14 protein-coding genes are annotated in these 16,189 nt (G+C 70.1%); 7 read left to right on the top strand and 7 right to left on the bottom strand.

All coding sequences use genetic code 11. From position 1 onward, the window contains the following. Nucleotides 1-44: 44 nt before the first annotated feature. The 3 genes from ACFVWY_RS04315 to ACFVWY_RS04305 form a co-directional block, all read right to left on the bottom strand. Nucleotides 45-1,346 carry an extracellular solute-binding protein gene (locus tag ACFVWY_RS04315; RefSeq protein ID WP_389867187.1) on the bottom strand — a complete coding sequence of 434 codons (1,302 nt, stop codon included), beginning with the start codon at nucleotides 1,344-1,346 and terminating at the stop codon, nucleotides 45-47. Nucleotides 1,347-1,415: 69 nt separating this feature from the next. Then, on the bottom strand, nucleotides 1,416-2,336 hold the full coding sequence (locus ACFVWY_RS04310; protein WP_389867185.1) for a carbohydrate ABC transporter permease: 921 nt from the start codon (nucleotides 2,334-2,336) through the stop codon (nucleotides 1,416-1,418). Continuing rightward, nucleotides 2,336-3,262: a carbohydrate ABC transporter permease gene (locus tag ACFVWY_RS04305; protein WP_389867183.1), complete on the bottom strand. Its 927-nt coding sequence runs from the start codon at nucleotides 3,260-3,262 to the stop codon at nucleotides 2,336-2,338. Before ACFVWY_RS04305 ends, ACFVWY_RS04310 begins: the two co-directional genes overlap by 1 nt. Nucleotides 3,263-3,699: 437 nt before the next feature. Between ACFVWY_RS04305 and ACFVWY_RS04300 the strand changes: the two genes are divergently transcribed. Further along, nucleotides 3,700-6,000 (top strand): FAD-dependent oxidoreductase, encoded by a 2,301-nt coding sequence (locus tag ACFVWY_RS04300; RefSeq protein WP_389867182.1) that lies wholly within the window; start codon nucleotides 3,700-3,702, stop codon nucleotides 5,998-6,000. A 299-nt stretch (nucleotides 6,001-6,299) separates the two neighbouring features. Here the strand turns inward: ACFVWY_RS04300 and ACFVWY_RS04295 are convergent, their stop codons facing one another. Further along, nucleotides 6,300-7,088, bottom strand: coding sequence for an IclR family transcriptional regulator (locus ACFVWY_RS04295; RefSeq protein WP_389867180.1), 789 nt, complete (start codon nucleotides 7,086-7,088; stop codon nucleotides 6,300-6,302). 181 nt (nucleotides 7,089-7,269) lie between these two features. On the opposite strand from ACFVWY_RS04295, the gene ACFVWY_RS04290 reads away from it, so the two are divergent. From ACFVWY_RS04290 to ACFVWY_RS04280, 3 genes are all read left to right on the top strand, one after another. Next, on the top strand, nucleotides 7,270-7,647 hold the full coding sequence (locus ACFVWY_RS04290) for a VOC family protein (protein ID WP_389867179.1): 378 nt from the start codon (nucleotides 7,270-7,272) through the stop codon (nucleotides 7,645-7,647). A 181-nt stretch (nucleotides 7,648-7,828) separates the two neighbouring features. Continuing rightward, the gene (locus tag ACFVWY_RS04285; RefSeq protein WP_389867177.1) at nucleotides 7,829-8,491 is read left to right on the top strand and encodes a lysophospholipid acyltransferase family protein; all 663 of its coding nucleotides are present in this window, start codon (nucleotides 7,829-7,831) and stop codon (nucleotides 8,489-8,491) included. A gap of 175 nt (nucleotides 8,492-8,666) precedes the next feature. Continuing rightward, nucleotides 8,667-9,644 carry a peptidoglycan-binding protein gene (locus ACFVWY_RS04280; RefSeq protein ID WP_389867175.1) on the top strand — a complete coding sequence of 326 codons (978 nt, stop codon included), beginning with the start codon at nucleotides 8,667-8,669 and terminating at the stop codon, nucleotides 9,642-9,644. A gap of 40 nt (nucleotides 9,645-9,684) precedes the next feature. Here ACFVWY_RS04280 and ACFVWY_RS04275 read toward each other — a convergent pair whose 3' ends face one another. After that, on the bottom strand, nucleotides 9,685-10,383 hold the full coding sequence (locus ACFVWY_RS04275; RefSeq protein WP_389867173.1) for a tyrosine-protein phosphatase: 699 nt from the start codon (nucleotides 10,381-10,383) through the stop codon (nucleotides 9,685-9,687). Here ACFVWY_RS04275 and ACFVWY_RS04270 point away from each other — a divergent pair. After that, nucleotides 10,343-12,067, top strand: coding sequence for an FAD-dependent monooxygenase (locus tag ACFVWY_RS04270; RefSeq protein ID WP_389867171.1), 1,725 nt, complete (start codon nucleotides 10,343-10,345; stop codon nucleotides 12,065-12,067). The genes ACFVWY_RS04275 and ACFVWY_RS04270 overlap by 41 nt on opposite strands. A gap of 26 nt (nucleotides 12,068-12,093) precedes the next feature. Here the strand turns inward: ACFVWY_RS04270 and ACFVWY_RS04265 are convergent, their stop codons facing one another. After that, nucleotides 12,094-12,762, bottom strand: a complete 669-nt coding sequence (locus ACFVWY_RS04265; protein WP_389867169.1) for a ScbR family autoregulator-binding transcription factor — start codon at nucleotides 12,760-12,762, stop codon at nucleotides 12,094-12,096. A 141-nt stretch (nucleotides 12,763-12,903) separates the two neighbouring features. On the opposite strand from ACFVWY_RS04265, the gene ACFVWY_RS04260 reads away from it, so the two are divergent. Further along, nucleotides 12,904-13,746, top strand: a complete 843-nt coding sequence (locus tag ACFVWY_RS04260) for an NAD(P)H-binding protein (protein ID WP_389867167.1) — start codon at nucleotides 12,904-12,906, stop codon at nucleotides 13,744-13,746. A gap of 510 nt (nucleotides 13,747-14,256) precedes the next feature. Here the strand turns inward: ACFVWY_RS04260 and ACFVWY_RS04255 are convergent. Further along, nucleotides 14,257-15,255 (bottom strand): ScbA/BarX family gamma-butyrolactone biosynthesis protein, encoded by a 999-nt coding sequence (locus ACFVWY_RS04255; protein ID WP_389867165.1) that lies wholly within the window; start codon nucleotides 15,253-15,255, stop codon nucleotides 14,257-14,259. Between the two features lie 213 nt (nucleotides 15,256-15,468). On the opposite strand from ACFVWY_RS04255, the gene ACFVWY_RS04250 reads away from it, so the two are divergent. Further along, a complete protein-coding gene (locus ACFVWY_RS04250; protein WP_389867163.1) occupies nucleotides 15,469-16,131 on the top strand; it encodes a ScbR family autoregulator-binding transcription factor in 663 nt (220 codons plus the stop codon). Nucleotides 16,132-16,189 lie beyond the last annotated feature (58 nt).

Raw genomic sequence — 16,189 nt, 5'->3', positions numbered from 1 at the left:
CCTGAGCCGCCTTCCGGATGCCGTGCTCCGGATCAGCGCTCGATTCAGCGCTTGATGAGGTCCGTGACCTCCTCGGCGGCGTGCTTCATGGCGTCCTTCGGCTTCGACTTGCCGACCAGGACGGCCTGGACCTGCTTGGCCACGGCCTCCTCGATCTGGGCGTTCTGCGCGAACTGCCAGAACGGGCTGCCCGTCGCCGTCTTGGTGATCTTCTCGGTCCACTCGGTGGAGAAGGTGTCCTTGGCGACCTTCGGGTCGGCCAGGCCCGCCGTGGTGGACGGCGGCAGGGCGCGCTCGGCGAAGTACTGGGCGACGGTGGCCTGATCGGTGGTGGCGTGCAGCGCGAAGTCGGTGGCGGCGTCCTGGCCCTTGCCCTTGACGATCGCGATGACACCGCCCCACAGCAGCGCCTGGGGCGTGTCGCCCGCCTTCTGCACGGGACGCTGCATCGGCTGCATCGCGTCGGCCAGCGTCTTGTCCTTGGACTGGGCCGAGGTCACGCCCTTGCCGATGATGGCGTCGTCGTAGAAGGCGGCCTTGCCCTGCCCGAACAGGGCACGGGCGTCGAAGCGGTCCACGTCGGCGGCGATCAGCTTCTCGTCGTGGAGCTTCTTGTACCAGGTGACCGCGTCGATCGAGGCGTCGTCGCCGATGGTGACCTTGTCACCGTCGAGCAGGGTGCAGCCGAAGGTCTGCATCCAGGGGAAGATGTCCTTCAGCTGGGCGACCTTGGTGGCCGCGGCGTAGGGCACCACACCGCCGCCGAGGCCCTTCAGCGCCCGCAGCGCGTCCTCGAACTCCTCGACGGTGGTGGGGTGCTTCTTGATGCCGGCCTTCGCCAGGAGCTTGGAGTTGGCGATGAGGCCGATGGAGCCGGTGTTCCACGGCAGGCCGTACTGCTTGCCGTCGTACTTGCCGCTGTTCAGCGCGACGTCCGTGTAGCCGCCCTTGGACGCCACGGAGCCGAGGTCGGCGAGCTTGCCCATCTGCGCCACCGCGGCGAGCCAGGCGATGTCGAGGTGTATCGCACCGGTGGTCTCGCCGCCGCCGAGCTTGAGGGTGAGCTGGCTCAGGTACTCGTTGTACGGGTAGGAGACCGCGCGGACCTTGGAGCCCTCGGCCTTCTCCCACGCCTTGATGATCTTCTCGATGGAGGGCTTGGCGGCCTCCTCGTTGAGCGACCAGGAGGTGAAGTCGAAGTTCTTGGACTTCGTGTCGCCTCCGTTGGAGGAGGAGCTGGGACCGGACGGGGCGCAGGCGCTCAGGGCGCCGACGCCTGCCACACCGAGCGCGCCGAGGCCGAACATACGAAGCGCGCCGCGCCGGCTGAGGCCAGAGGTGGTCATGGGTGTCTCCATCGGGGAGTGGGCGGAAGGGGAATACGTGGGGGAGAGGGTGCGGGTGGTCCCGCGGGCTCAGCTCTTGACCGAACCGGCGGTCATCCCGCCGACGAGGTAGCGCTGCAGGAACATGAAGGCGACGACCACCGGAACGGACACCACCAGAGAGGCGGCCATCAGCTCGGGCCAGGCGGTCTGGAACTCGCCGATGTACGTCGAGACGAGGCCGGGCGGCAGGGTCTGCTTCTCCTTGTCGGCCAGCGTCACCGCGAAGATGAAGTCGTTCCAGCCGCGGACGAAGGCGAACAGACCGGCGGCGATCATGCCGGGCGCGGCCAGCGGGGCCACGATGGAGTGCAGCGTCCGCCAGCGGGACGCGCCGTCGATGGACGCGGCCTCCAGCAGGGCGTCCGGGATGGTGTCGAAGATTCCCTTCAGCATCCAGACGCACAGCGGCATCGTGAACGTGGTGAAGGACAGCACCAGGGCGGTGTACGTGTTGAGCAGGCCGAAGCTGGAGAAGACCGCGTACAGCGTCACCAGCAGGAGCGCCTGCGGGAACATCTGCGAGGCCAGCACCATGTGCATCAGCGAGCGCCGTCCGCGGTAGCGGAACTTGGAGAACGAGTAGCCCATGTAGGTCGCGACGACCACGCTCAGCACGGCGGTGATCGAGGCCACGATGAGGGAGTTGACCAGGTACTTGATCAGCTGGTCGTTCTCGGCGAGGGCGGTGAAGTTGCTGAAGGTGATGTCGGTGGGAATCAGCTTCGGCGGGAACTGGAAGGTCTGCTCGGGGCTGCTCAGCGCGGTGGCGAGCAGCCAGTAGATGGGCAGCATGCCGAAGGCGCCGATGACCAGGACGGCGGTCCAGGCCACGATCCGCGAGCGCAGCAGGTCCTTGCGTATCCGGCGGCGCGAGGTGCGCCCGGAGGACGTCGCGGCAGAGCTCAGCCGGTCGGTGCCGGACAGCGGGGTGGTGGTCGTGGAAGTCATCAGGCGTCGTTCTTCCGCTCGGTGATCCTGAGGTACACAACTACGAGGACGAGCAGCAGCAGCATCCACAGGCCGCCCAGCGCGGTCGCCCGGCCGATGTCGAAGCCCTTGAAGGCGGTCTGGTACACGGCGGTCGCGAAGGTCTCGGTCGAGCCGGCCGGGCCGCCCCCGGTGAGCACGTAGATGGTGTCGAAGTGCTGGAAGTTCCAGATGAACTCCAGCAGCAGCACGATGGAGGCGACGCCGCGGACCTGCGGCCAGGTCACGGCGAAGAAGCGCCGGATCGAGCCCGCCCCGTCCATCGAGGCCGCCTCGTGGAGTTCCTTGGGCACGGTCTGCAGGCCCGCCAGGAGCATCACCATCATCCAGGGGAAGCTGGCCCAGGTCTTGGTGATGATGACGGCGAGCATGGCGGTGCCGGGCTGGCCGAGCCACGAGATCGACTCGTCGATGATCCCGGCCTTCATGAGGACGCCGTTCAGCACCCCGTAGTTCGCGTTGAAGATCCACATCCAGAGGAAGGAGACCACCACGCCCGGGATCACCCAGGGGAAGAGGAACAGACCGCGCAGGAAGCCGCTGCCCTTGAGACCCGAGTTCAGCGCCAGGGCAAGCGCGAAGCCGATCACGAAGGGGACGATGGTCGCGCCGACGGTGAAGGTCAGCGTCTGCTGGAGGATGGTGAGGAAGTCGCCGTCCAGCCAGTAGGCGAAGTTCTCCAGGCCGACGAACTCCCGGCCCGGCAGCCGCAGGTCCTGCTTGAAGAAGCCGGTGACCAGTGCTGACAGCAACGGGTAGATGATGATCGCCGCGAACAGGGCGATTCCCGGCGCGGTCAGCAGCAGTGCGAACGCGCCGTTGGAGAGCCGTCCGCCGGCCCGCTCACGGCGTGGAGCGGCCTTCTGCGGAGGTGCGGCCGTACTCATGGGTGTGTCCTCTCGAACGGGGCAGGAGCGCTGGTGCGGGGCGTGCCACAGACGGCCGTGCGCAGGCGGACGGGCGCGGCGCGGCCGGGAGTGCCGGGTGGGCCGCTCCGTCCTCTGCTTCGACCGAGACCCTCTGTGAATGCCATACATGCTCCATTGAACGCAAGTTGCAGCATGCGGGATCGTTCTCCATATCGTGCGACGGCGTCAACCCTTTTGGGCAGTGAATCGCCGGATCTGTGCAGGACCGGCGAAGCCGTCGAACGAGCCACGAGCCCATCTGGGACTCCGTGGCGGCGGTCGTCTTTGGCTGCGCCGGAAATCTACAGCACATCCCACTAGCTGAACAGTGGTTGCACAATATGGAAGTGATGTACGTTCAAGGACGCTCCGCTGTTGCGGAGAGTATCCGAGCTTCACTCCAAGGAGGCCGCACCGTGCGGGAAGAAGAGGTCCATTACGACATCGCCGTCATCGGCGGCGGCTTGGCGGGGACCTGCGCGGCCATCGCCGCAGCCCGGCTCGGCCGACGTGTCGCCCTGGTCAACAACCGGCCCGTCCTCGGCGGCAACGCCAGCAGCGAGATCCGGGTCTGGGTCTGCGGCGCCACCGCCCACGGGGTGCACCGCTGGGCGCGCGAGACCGGCATCATGGGCGAGCTGTACACCGAGAACCAGTTCCGCAATCCCGAGGGCAATCCGTACTACTGGGACCAGGTGGTCCTCGATGCCGTACGGGCCGAACCGAACATCGACCTGTATCTCAACACCGACGTACGGGAGGCCGACGCGAGCGGCCCGGACGACGCCCGCGTGCTGCACTCGTGCACCGGCTGGATGATGGGCTCGGAGCGGCGCATCACCTTCCACGCGGAGCAGTTCCTCGACTGCACCGGCGACGGCCTGCTCGGCCACCTGGCCGGAGCCCACTACCGCATCGGCCGCGAGGCCCGCGCGGAGTTCGACGAGCCCTGGGCGCCCGAGGAGCAGGACGAGGCGCTGCTCGGCTCGACGATCCTGTTCCACACCAAGGACATGGGCCGCCCGGTGAAGTTCGTACCGCCGGACTCCGCCCGCGACCTCACCACCACGCCCATCCTGCGCAACCGCGTGCTGCGGACCGGCGACAACGGGTGCGACTACTGGTGGATCGAGTGGGGCGGCGAGCTCGACACGGTCCACGACAACGAGCGCATCCGCGACGAGCTCCAGTCCGTGATCATGGGGATCTGGGACCACATCAAGAACTCCGGAGAGTTCCCGGACGCCGAGAACCTCACCCTCGAATGGGTCGGCAGCCTCCCCGGCAAGCGCGAGTACCGTCGCTTCCTGGGTGACTACATCCTCACCCAGCAGGACATCCTCGAACAGCGCCAGTTCGACGACCGGGTCGCCTTCGGCGGCTGGTCGGTCGACCTCCACCCGGTTCAGGGCATGTACGCGGACGAGCCGGGCGCCCGCCAGCGCTACGCGGACGGCATCTTCCACATCCCGCTGCGCTCCTTGTACTCGGCGAACGTCAGTAACCTCCTGTTCGCCGGACGCAACATCTCCGCCACCCACATCGCCTTCGGCGCCACCCGGGTCATGGCCACCTGCGCCACGCTCGGCGAGGCCGCCGGAACCGCCGCCGCGCTCTGTGTCGCCGAGGACCTCACCCCGCGTGAACTCGCCACAAAGCGCCCCGAACTGGTGCGTCACGCCCTGCTGCGGCAAGACGCCTCCGTCATCGGCCTCGCCGACGACGACCCGGGCAACCTGGCGCGCACGGCCCGGATCAGTGCCTCCTCGCACCTGAGCCGCCTGGCGGCCGAGCCCACCGAGGCGGCGCCCGGCGAGCCGTACCCGCTCAGCCGCGACCTCGCCCTGCTGCTGCCGGCGGACCCCGCGCTCGACACGGTCGACCTGCTGGTCCACGGCGCCCCCGGCGACCAGCCGGGCGAGCTCACCGTGGAACTGTGGAGCACCGGCCGCCCCGAGAACGCCGTCCCGGTCGACCACCTGCTCACCACCACGGTGACCGTACCCGCGGGCGGCCCCCACTGGGTCACGGCCCGGCTCGACCACCGCCCGGACACCCCGGAGAACGTCGTCCTGATCGTCCGCTCCTGCCCGGGGGCGGCCCTGGCCCTCGTACCCGAGCGCACCGAGGGCGTCCTCGCGCTGCGCAGCAGGGTCGAGGGGGACGCGGCCGTCGACCACGACATCCCGGAGGAGGAGGGGCAGCTGGTTCTGGAGTGGCAGGCCCGCGGGCTGCGGCGGCAGACGTTCGGCTTCCGTGCGTCCCCGGACACCACGGCCTTCCTGCCCGAGCGGGCTGTCGGCGGCTTCCAGCGGGCCTACGGCGGCCCCCAGAAGTGGTCGTCGGCACCGCTGCCCGACCCGGAGCGGGCCGAGGAGTGGCTGCGCCTGGACTGGGACGGCGAGCAGCGGCTCACCGAGGCGCGGGTGGTGTTCGACGACGACGTCGACGAGTACCTCAACAACCTGCACCGGCACCGCACCCCGTTCGAGGTCATGCCGGAACTGGTCCGTGACTACCGGATCGAGAGCCGCGAACCGGACGGCGGCTGGCGCACTCTGCTGACGGTCACGGGCAACCGCCGCCGCCACCGCGTCCACGCGCTGGTGGGTGCGGACGGCGGGCCCGTGCGCACGGACGCGCTGCGGCTCGTGGTGGACGCGACGCACGGGGCACGGCACGTACAGGTGATCGCGTTCAAGGCGTACAGCGTGTAGCGGCTCCAGCGGCGCGACGAAGGGGGCCCGGTGAAGGCGAACTGCCTTCACCGGGCCCCCTTCGCGCGGGCGTCCCGGTGCGCAGGCTTCGGCCGTTCGGAGCCCCTGCCCATGCTCCTCCGTGCGCGGGCGTCCTGGACGACGCCTCGGAGGGGTGCCCCGGAAGACGTCTTCCGGGGGGTGTCTGGGAAGACACCCCCCGGAGAGCGTCGAAAACGCCGGAAGTCGCCGAAAATGCCGAAGACGCCTCAAAGGGCGTCTCGGAGGGGACTCTCAGAGGGGTGTCTCAGAGGGGCGTCTCAGAGGGCGCCGAGCGCCTGACTGATGACGTCGGCGGCCTCGATGACCTCACGGGTCAGCGCGAGACGCTGTCCCTCGGCCTCGGTGTGATTGCCGAGCAGGGAGGTGGGGCCCCACAGGGAGATGGCGGCGACCACGTCCCCCGAGGCGTCGCGGACGGGCGCGGCGAGGGAGGCCCGGCCCAGGGCGCGCTCCTCCGCCTCGACGGCGTACCCGGTGCGGCGCACGGTGTCGATCTCGGAGTCGAGGAGTTCGTGACTGGTGGTCGTGTAGTCGGTGTGCGCGGCGAGCGGCTCGGGGAGCAGCTTGCGGCGCTCCTTGGCCGTGAGCCCGGTCAGCAGGCACTTGCCGATGCTGGTGGCGTGCAGGGGGGCGCTGTGCCCGGCCTGCGTATAGGACTTGGGGGTGCGGGCACCCTCGAAGTTGCACAGGAACATCAGCTCGGTGCCGCGGCGGATGGCGACATTGGCCCCGAGCCCGGTACGGGTGGCGAGGTCCTGGAGGACCATGCGGGCGGCACGGTGCACCGGGTGACGGTTGGTCGCGGTGGCGGCGAGCGGCAGGATGCCGAGGCTGAGCCGGTAGAGGTTGCTGACGGGGTCGCGTTCCACCATGTCGAGACGCTCGAGGGTGGACAGCAGCCGGGACGTCGTGGAGGAGCCCAGCCCGGTGAGTTCGGCGACGTCCGAGACACGTAGCTCGGCACGGCCCGAGTCGAGTGCGCGCAGCACCGAGACCGCTCGTTCGACGCTCTGATTCGTCCCGGTGTCGGTCGCCCGAGTAACCATGACCCTCCTCATTCTGCAAATCGTTTGCACATTCTGCATCAGCATATCGCCTAACCGGCCGTCCTGTTAAAGAAATTTGCCAGTTCATGGCCGGAACGAACTCCTCCAGGTCTGCTCCCCAGCGATCCGGGGCGGAGGCCTGCCCCGTATGCGTGGCAGGCGCCATGAGACGCTGCGGGCCATGATGGCCAAGCTGCAGTGCGTGGTGCTGGACTGTGCCGACGTCGACGAACTGTCCCGCTTCTACCGGGCACTTCTCGGCGGGCAGGTCAACCGGCCGGACCCCCGCTGGTCGGTCGGGGGCGGCTGGGCGACGCTTCATACCGACGACGGGTCGGTGCTGGCCTTCCAGCGGGTGGCCGACTACCGGCCGCCGTCCTGGCCGGACTCCGCCCGCCCCCAGCAGGCCCATCTCGACCTGGCCGTCGACGATCTGGACCGGGCGCAGGAGAACGCCCTCCGTCTGGGCGCCACTCTGCTCGACTCGGGTGGCGGGGCACGCGGTTGGCGCGTCCTGGCAGACCCGGCAGGGCATCCGTTCTGCTTCGTCCGGCACTGACCGGCCGGTGAGCCCGGCAGCCGCCCGACGGCACGGCGCCCTTTCCCGTCAGCGCGTACGGGAATGAAGATGAGTACCCCGACTCAGGCACCCGGGCCCCCAGCCCCCGACGATGAAGGCCGCACACGAGGCGTACCGGCGTTGCCTGTGCGCCGAACCCCCAGAGTCAGGGAGCCCGTTCATGCTCAGTCGTATCGCCGGGGCCGTGGTGCCCGCGGCCGGCCGTCTGTCGGTGACCACCGACCCCGGTGCCGGGCTGGAGCCCGGGAGCATCGTGGCCGCGAACCATACGTCCCTGGCCGACCCCGCCATCGTGATTGCCGCACTGCGCAGCCTCGGCGCGGAACCAGTCATCATGGCGGCCGCGGGGCTGTGGCGGATCCCGCTGCTGGGCCGCGCGCTCGCCCGCGAAGGCCACATCCCCGTCATCCGCGGGGACCGCCGCGCGGCGGCCTCGCTGGACCTCGCGGCACAAGCCCTGGAGCAGGGGCGACTGGTCCTCATCTACGCGGAGGGCGGCCTGCCCCGCCGCAGGGACGTCGCGGAAGCGGCCCCCGGCCCGTTCCGCAGCGGCCTGGCCCGGATCGTCGAGCACACCGGCGCCCCCGTCATTCCCGTCGGCCAGGCAGGTGCCCGCCGGGTCGCCTCGGGCAACGCCGCCAAGCAGCTGGCCGGTCTGGCGACAGCGCCGCTGCGCCGCCCGGTCCTCCATGTGCATGTGGGTACGCCCCTGGAGCTGACCGGCGACCGCGCCGCCCGCACCGCACGGGCCCGCACAGCGGTGACCGCCGCCTGGCGAACGGCAGCCGCCCACCTGAGCGAACCTGCCGCACAGGCCGTGTGACGCCCCACGCCGGGAAGGCCGGGGGAGGCCGTGACGGCCCGGCAGGTTCGTCGTAGCGACCGCCGCATGTACGGCAACAGTCATGTGCGCACCCCTGGAACAAGAGGAAATGCTCTGGCATGCTCATGCCCACTCAACGCGCGTAGACACGACACGCGGTCAGGGAGGACGGGACATGTGTGAGCGATGCGGTCCGGCCGTCGGAGCGATGGAGGAACAGCGTGACGCCGGGCTGGGAGGTCCGTCGCGCAGAGGGCTGATCCTGGGGGCGGGTGCCGGGCTGGGAGTGCTGCTCACCGGCCTGCCGGTCCTGACCGCGTCCGCCGAGGCGGCGACGCTCAAGGACGGCCGGTGGTGCAACCCCGCCCGGGGCCGCTTCCCCGCGGGCGGACACTACGGCGCCTCACGCGGCGGCTACCCGCACGCGGGCCAGGACGTCACCAACTCGACCGGCACGGCCGTCTACGCGGCGGCCGCCGGGACCGTGGTGCGACGCGGCAAGGGCGTCCTGACCGGGCGCACCGGCAACGGCCTGGTCATCTCGCACGGCTCCGGCACGTACACCTATTACGGCCACCTCAGCGCCTTCCGCGTCCCCCTCAACGCCCGGGTCGCGGCGGGACAGCGCATCGCGGACATGGGTGCCACCGGCAACGTGACCGGCCCCCACCTGCACTTCGAAACCCACACCGGACGGCTGGGTTCCACCACTGATCCGGTGTCCTTCCTCGCTGCACGGGGCGTGGACCTGGGCGGCGGCTGGCCCGCCCTCAACCCCGGCGCCGCAGGGGCGACCGTCAAAGTCATCCAGCACCTGATCACCCAGCGCGGCACCGCACTGGTCGCCGACGGGAACTACGGACCGGTGTCGGTCCGCGCAGTCAAGAAGTTCCAGTCCGCCAAGAAGCTGGTGGCGGACGGCCAGGTCGGCCCGAAGACCTGGAAGAGCCTGGTGTACGAGCTGCGGCGCGGTGGCTCCGGGGCGCATGTACGGGCCCTCCAGGTGGTGCTGAACAAGCACAGCGCGGGCCTGGCCGTCGACGGGGGCTTCGGTGCGGTGACCAACACGGCCGTACGCTCCTTCCAGAGCGCCAACCGTCTCGCCGTCGACGGCCTGGTGGGCCCGAAGACATGGGAAGCGCTGGTCGGCTGACGGAATCGGTGCCGCCCGTACGGCTCGGCGTCCACGCCTCTCAGCGGGAGGGCCCCTCGCCGATGGTGACTTCGGCGGGGAACTCATGCGGTGCGGCGCCGTTCGCGCGGAGATATCCGGAGAGGGAGCCGTGATGGCTCCGGATCCACAGCAGGGCGCGCTGGAGGTGCGGGGGTGCGACCGGACGGGTGTTATGCCCCTGCACGGCAGATGCCGGCGTGGTGGCAAGGCTGAGGTTCAGTTCGGTGTTGGTGCGCACGAAGTCGGCGGTGACTTCGGCTTCGGAGGCCCCGAACAAGGTCTGCAGGACGGCGATCACCACACCGGTCCGGTCCTTCCCGGAGGCGCAGTGAACCAGAACCGGTGCGGGACGTTCTGCGGTGAGCTGCCGCAGCACGGTCAGCACCGCCCGTCCGGAGTGCTCGGCCATCGACGGGTAGAGCTCCATCTGCTCCTGAGGCCACCGCTGTTCGGCGTACACCGGCACGTGCAGATACCTGATGCCCGCGCCGTGCAGGCTGTCGGGACGGTCGGAGACCTCGGGCCGACTGCGCAGGTCGACGACCGTGCGGACCCCCAGCTCCTCCAGCGTGCCTGCCCCCTGCGGCGTCAGGCCGTGCAGGGCCCCGGAGCGGAAGAGCGCACCACGCGGCAACGCCCCCACCCCGCCAGCGTCCCGGAAGTTCCGCACGCCGTCGATGCTGGTCTGCGGTGCTGTTCCCGCGTTGCTGCTGGTCATCGGCCCACTCTATGCCGCCCGAGCGAGAGGAAAGCCCCGGGGCCGGCAGCGGGTGGGAGTGCGGCTCGCACCCGTTCTGTGTCTGTGTTTGTGGTGGTGGGTGTGTGGGTGGTTTGTGGGGTGTATTTTTTGGGGTGGTGTGGTGGTCGAGTTTTGGGGGGTTGTTGTGCGGGGTGTGGGTGTGGTGCGGGGGGAGGTTGTGGTGGTGGGTGGGGGGCCGGTGGGGTTGTTGCTGGCTGGTGAGCTTGCGGGGTTGGGGGTGGGTGTGGTGGTGGTGGAGTCGCGTGGGGGTGTTTCTGTGCGGCCGAAGGCGACGACGTTGCATGCGCGGGCGGTGCAGGTTTTGGCTCGTCGGGGGTTTCTGCCGGGGGGTGGGTTTCCGTTTACGGGGGGTCCGGGGCGGAGTGTGTTTCATTTTGCGGGTCTGGGGGGGCTGGTGGTCAGGGCTCCGGCGCGTGAGCCGGTGCCGGTGGTGAAGTGTGTGCAGGCTGAGCTGGAGGGGTATTTCGAGGCGCGGGCGGTGGCTGCGGGGGTGCGTGTTCTGCGGGGGTGCCGGGTGACGGGGGTTTCGCAGGATGGTGGTGGTGTGCGGGTTTCGGCTGTGGGGCCGGACGGGGGGGTGGTGTGTACGGGGTTGTATGCGGTGGGGGCGGATGGTTCGCGGGGGATGGTCCGTGAGTGGGCGGGTATTGCGTCGGATACGTTTCCGGCGTCGGTGTCTGCGCTGATGGGGACGGTGACGCTTGCCCGGCCTGGTGAGCTTGGTGGGGGGTGGCACCGTACGCCGCGGGGCTGGATTGTGGCTAAGCACGGGGCTGGGGGTTGTGTTCATGTCCGTACGCTGAACTGTGCTGGTGCTCATCCTGGCTGGCGGGTTGCGCCTTCTCTGGAGGAGCTGCGGGCTGAGGTGTCCTGGATTGCGGGGCGGGATGTGGCGATGGGTGATGCGCGCTGGCTCAGCCGGTTCAGTGATTTCGCGCGGGTTGCGGGGACTTTCCGTGCGGGGCGGGTTTTCCTGGCGGGGGATGCGGCGCATGTGCATTTTCCCATTGGCGGGCAGGGTCTCAGTACGGGTGTTCTGGATGCGCTGAATCTGGGCTGGAAGCTGGCTCTTGCTGTCCGGGGCCGGGCGGCTCCGGGGCTGCTGGATACGTATGATGCTGAGCGCCGTCCGGCGGCTGCCCGGGTTGTTGAGCAGACCCGGGCGCAGCTTGCCCTGATGCGGCCGGGGGGTGAACTTGATGCGCTGCGCACGGTGTTCACGGGTGTGCTGTCGGCGGACCGGGGTTATCTCGGTGCGATGGTCAGTGGCCAGGACACGGTGCTGCCGGGTCATGGGGAGGGTGCGGGGGAGTTCCTCGGCAATATGGTGCTCAGTACGCCGGATGGTGAGACTGATGTGATGGCTCTGCTGCGTGAGGGCAGGCCGTTGCTGCTGCTGTTCGGTGAGGAGGGCGGTGTGTACGAGGAGGAGGCCCGGCGGTGGCGGGGGACGGTGCGTGTTGTCCGTGCTGGTCCTGGCCGGGAGGGGGAGCACTGTGCGCTGCTGGTGCGGCCGGACGGTTATACGGCGTGGGTGCCGGGGGGCCGCGGGCTGGCGGAGGTGCTTGGCGCGTATTTCCTTGAGGACCGGGCTGTGGGCGGTCCTGCCGGTGAGGGCGGTTTTCCCGCGGGGTGTCCTTGACGGTCTCCCGCGGGAACGGGCGGTGTTCAGCTGGCGGCTTGGGCTCCGGCGGGGGACCGTGCCTGCGATGCTTCGGCGTAGACGGCTGCCCCGCGGCCTTCGGAGAGGTCGAGGGAGGCCAGGACGGAAGGCACTACCGCGCTGGGCAGCACGTGGCGCATCAGGGCCGAGACCCGCTTGACCAGGTCGCGGTACTCGCAGACGGCCTGGGACATCGACTGGATTCCCGCGAAGGAGCCCACGATGACATCGGCTGTTTCGGACGGCGAGATGTGCGGGAGCAGTTCGCCCTGGGCCTGTGCCTGCTCGAGGAGGCTGAGGCCGACTTCGGCCCAGCGCAGGAACGGGCCGCTGCGGTCGAGGTTGCGTGCGGACTGGTCCATCGAGAGGCGGACTCCGGCGCGGACCATGGGGTCGGTCTGCAGGCGGTGGGCGTGGAGCATGACGACGTCCACGACCTCCTGCACTTTGGAGGCGCGCAGGGGGGCGATGATCAGCTGGTCCTGCTCGGCGAGGACTCCCTGGGCCAGGTCCTCCTTCGACTGGAAGTGGAAGTACAGGGCGCCCTTGGTGACTCCGGCCGCGGTGAGGATCTGGGAGATCGTGGCGGCCTGGTATCCGTATTCCTCGAAGATCCTGGCCGCCGCCGTAAGGATCGTCTGACGGGTGCGGATGGCTCGCAGCTGCTCAGCCACTGTGCCTCCTCCCTCCTCAGGGTGGTCGGAACGTCGGGAGGCCGGTAAAGAAACCGTCCAGTTCGTATCTTACAGGCCGTATTCCTGGCCGCTTTCTCGTCTTTACCGGTCAGAAAATTGTCAGACAAGAGGGGCAGGGGCATGATTCTGATCACTGGTGCCACGGGGACCGTCGGCCGTGAGGTGGTGCGGGGTATCCCGGACGGGCTGGCGGTCCGGATCATGGCGAGACGGCCCGGGCGGGTGACCGGTGCGGGGGCGGCTGAGACGGTGCGCGGCGATTTCACCGATCCGGCTTCCCTGGCCGGTGCGCTGCGCGGGGTGCGTGCCGTGTTCCTGGTGACGCTTCCCGGCGGGGGTGACGACGCGGGTTTCCTGCGGGCTGCCCGGTCGGCCGGGGTCAGGCATGTGGTGAAGCTGTCCGCGGCCGCGGCCGGGGACAGCGGGGCCAGTGACCTGATCACCCGGTGGCAGCGGCGTAACGAGGAACTCCTGCGTGCGTCCGGTATGGAGTGGACGCTGCTGCGGCCGCGCGCGTTCATGTCCAACACGCTGTCCTGGGCGGGGCTGATCCGTGAGCGGGGTGTGGTGCGGGCGCTGTACGGGCGGTCGGTGAACGCCTGTGTCGATCCGCGTGATGTCGCGGGGGTGGCGGTGCGTGCGCTGACCGGGGGCGGCCATGCGGGCAGGACCTACACGCTGACCGGGCCGGAGGCGCTCAGCGCGGCCGGGCAGACGGAGCAGCTCGGTGAACTGCTGGGCCGTCCGCTCCTCTTCGAGGAGCTGGGGCCCGTGCGGGCCCGTGCCGCCCTGGGCGCGCGCTATCCGGCGGAGATCGTCGAGGCGCTGCTGGAGAGCGCGGAGCGCGGCCGTGCGGGGGCGAAGGCGGAGGCCGGGGACACGGTCGCCAGGCTGCTCGGCCGGCCGGCCACGACGTTTTGGCAGTGGGCCGGCGATCATCTGGACGCGTTCGCCGGCCAGTGAGGCACGCCGCCGGTGCCCGCCGGCCGGCGGGTGGGGTGTGCTGCTGGTGCCCGCTGGCCGGCGGGTGGGGCGTGCCTCCGGTGCCCGCTGGCCGGCGGGGCGTGCCGTGGGTGTCCGGCGGCGGGCGGGGCACGCCGTCCGTGTCCGTGTCGGTGTCTGTGTCTGTTGGCGGGCGGGGCGTGCCGTCGGTGTCCGCTGGCCGGTGGGGTGTTGCTGCTGGTGTCCGTGTCCGTTGGCGGATGGGGTGTGCTGCTGGTGTCCGTTGGCGGGTGAGGTGTGCTGCTGGTGTCCGGCGGCGGGTGGGGCGTGCTGCTGGTGTCCGTGTCCGTGTCCGTGGGCGGGTGGGGCGCGCCGTGGGTGTCCGGCGGCGGGTGGGGCGTGCCGTCGGTGTCGGTGTCTGTTGGCGGGTGGGGGCACGCTGCTGGTGTCTGTTGGCGGGTGGGGTGTTGCTGCTGGTGTCCGGCGGCTGCGGGGCTGGGGGCTGTTGCGGGCGGGTGCTGTCTGCCGGGCTCAGAGGTGGTGGGGTCCGGCGGTCACGGTGGCGCGGTAGGCCGGCTGGCCGTTCTGGTGGGCGGTGACTGAGACGTGCTGTTCGCCGCTGGGGCCGGTGCCGGGCAGCAGGGCGGCCTCGACCGTGCAGGGGGTGCCGATCTCGACGTAGCGCATGAACTCGCTGGCGATCCGCAGCGGCAGGTAGGAGGAGCGGCCGAGGGCCGCGGCTGCTGCCTGGCGGGCGGCCTCGGCCAGCACCATGCCCGGTACGTGGTCGCTGGCGTGCTCGAAGAGCACGGGGTGGCGGGTGTCTGCCCGCAGCAGCCAGCGGTTCGTTCCGTCCGCGGGGGAGAGCACCACGTCCTTGGGTGAGGTGCGTCCCACGCTCTGCGGGGCGGCCGGGCCGGTCAGCGGCTGCTGCTGGCCGCTGCCGGGCAGGTGTGCGCCGCGTACCCGCCGGTAGACCGCGGGGGACATGCAGGAGAAGCTGCCGCCCCCGGTCGCGGCGGTGTGGCCGTCGCGGCGGAAGACGGTCTCCAGGCGCATCCCGGACAGGCTGCTGCCGCGCCGGGTGATCTGTGTGCAGCGGACGTCGATGTCCAGGAGGGCGGGCTCGTCCGCGGCTTCCAGGTGTTCGGGGTGTACGGCGATGTCGATGTCCCAGACGACGAACTGATGGCCCAGGGGCACCCCGAACTCCGCGTGGCCCAGCAGGATGCCGGTCTGGCGGATCGTTTCGCAGCCTATGAGCGGGTCGTGGTAGCCGCCTGCGACCGGCGTGAAGAAGCTGTGGCCGTGGGGCCAGCGGGCGGTCACGGTGAAACGGGTGTCGCCCGTCCGGGCCCAGCCGGCGAGCATGACCTCCGCGGCGGAGGAGCGGTGCACGAGCTCCTTGGCGACGGTGGCGGCGGGTGCGGCGGGGCGGGAACTGCCGGGCCCGGCCGCGGACGTCCCGGCGTCCGCCGCGGCCGTGCTGGCGGGCGTGGTGCGCTCCGCCTGAAAAGCGCTCGTGGACATAGCTCCCCCAGGGGCTGGTACGAAAGATGCATTAAAGGGTGACCTGGCCCGAAAATACATACCGACCGGTTTAATTTCTAGTGCTTCCCGGCCTCTGTTGTTCTGCGGCTGGTGAAGGTGTCCTGCATCAGAGTGGGCGGGGGAGCGTAATAAACAGCACGTTCGGTTCGTTATAGTCGTGGTCTGTTCTTCGGTACTCACGGATCACCGGCAATGACGGAGCAGTTGATGGTGAAGCAGGAACGCGCGGCGCGTACGCGTGACTCCCTGATCCGGTCCGCGGCCGAGGTCTTCGACCGGGGCGGTTCCTCGGCGGCGTCACTCACGCTGATCAGTTCGCAGGCCGGGGTGAGCAATGGGGCGCTGCACTTCCACTTCGCCAGCAAAGCCGCTCTGGTGGACGCTGTCGGCGAGTCGGCGCTGGCCAGGCTGCTGGCTGTTACGGCGGGTGCGCGGCAGCCCGGGCAGAGCCAGGTGCAGCTCCTGGTCGACGCGACTCACGCGCTCGCCGGTGAGCTCCGTGCCGATGTGGTCCTGCGGGTCGGTTTCGCGCTGAGCGGGGAGGTCTCCCGCCCGGTGCGGACGGATCTGCGGCAGCACTGGCGGCACTGGGTCGAGCGGACGGTGGAACAGGCCGAGGCCGGGGGTGAACTGCGCCGCGGGACAGGGGTGCAGGACATGGTGATAGCCGTGGTCGCCGCGACCATGGGGTTCGAGGTGCTCGGGACCAGGGACGCGGCGTGGCTCTCGGCGCCGACGGTCGCGGGGTTCTGGCAGCTGCTGCTTCCCACGCTCGTTCCCGCGGCGGGCCTTGCCGCGATCGACGCCGACGGCAGTGACGGCATCCGGGCCCTGCGCGGCGCCCGCACCCGGTGAGCGGTGAGTGGTGAGTGGTGCGGGGCGCCTGCACCCGGTGAGCGGCGCGCGGCGCCCG

The organism is Streptomyces sp. NPDC058195 (genome assembly GCF_042883525.1).
GTDB lineage: Bacteria > Actinomycetota > Actinomycetes > Streptomycetales > Streptomycetaceae > Streptomyces.
Note: the sequence above shows the minus strand (reverse complement) of the source record. Positions and strands in the feature narration are given on the sequence as shown.

Bases quoted from the DNA above. Each gene is read 5' to 3' on its own strand.
- ACFVWY_RS04305 (WP_389867183.1), bottom strand. From the start codon at position 3,262: ATGAGTACGGCCGCACCTCCGCAGAAGGCCGCTCCACGCCGTGAGCGG.
- ACFVWY_RS04280 (WP_389867175.1), top strand. From the start codon at position 8,667: ATGTGTGAGCGATGCGGTCCGGCCGTCGGAGCGATGGAGGAACAGCGT.
- ACFVWY_RS04310 (WP_389867185.1), bottom strand. From the start codon at position 2,336: ATGACTTCCACGACCACCACCCCGCTGTCCGGCACCGACCGGCTGAGC.
- ACFVWY_RS04270 (WP_389867171.1), top strand. From the start codon at position 10,343: ATGCTGGTCTGCGGTGCTGTTCCCGCGTTGCTGCTGGTCATCGGCCCA.
- ACFVWY_RS04260 (WP_389867167.1), top strand. From the start codon at position 12,904: ATGATTCTGATCACTGGTGCCACGGGGACCGTCGGCCGTGAGGTGGTG.
- ACFVWY_RS04255 (WP_389867165.1), bottom strand. From the start codon at position 15,255: ATGTCCACGAGCGCTTTTCAGGCGGAGCGCACCACGCCCGCCAGCACG.
- ACFVWY_RS04315 (WP_389867187.1), bottom strand. From the start codon at position 1,346: ATGACCACCTCTGGCCTCAGCCGGCGCGGCGCGCTTCGTATGTTCGGC.
- ACFVWY_RS04285 (WP_389867177.1), top strand. From the start codon at position 7,829: ATGCTCAGTCGTATCGCCGGGGCCGTGGTGCCCGCGGCCGGCCGTCTG.
- ACFVWY_RS04275 (WP_389867173.1), bottom strand. From the start codon at position 10,383: ATGACCAGCAGCAACGCGGGAACAGCACCGCAGACCAGCATCGACGGC.
- ACFVWY_RS04290 (WP_389867179.1), top strand. From the start codon at position 7,270: ATGATGGCCAAGCTGCAGTGCGTGGTGCTGGACTGTGCCGACGTCGAC.
- ACFVWY_RS04250 (WP_389867163.1), top strand. From the start codon at position 15,469: ATGACGGAGCAGTTGATGGTGAAGCAGGAACGCGCGGCGCGTACGCGT.
- ACFVWY_RS04295 (WP_389867180.1), bottom strand. From the start codon at position 7,088: ATGGTTACTCGGGCGACCGACACCGGGACGAATCAGAGCGTCGAACGA.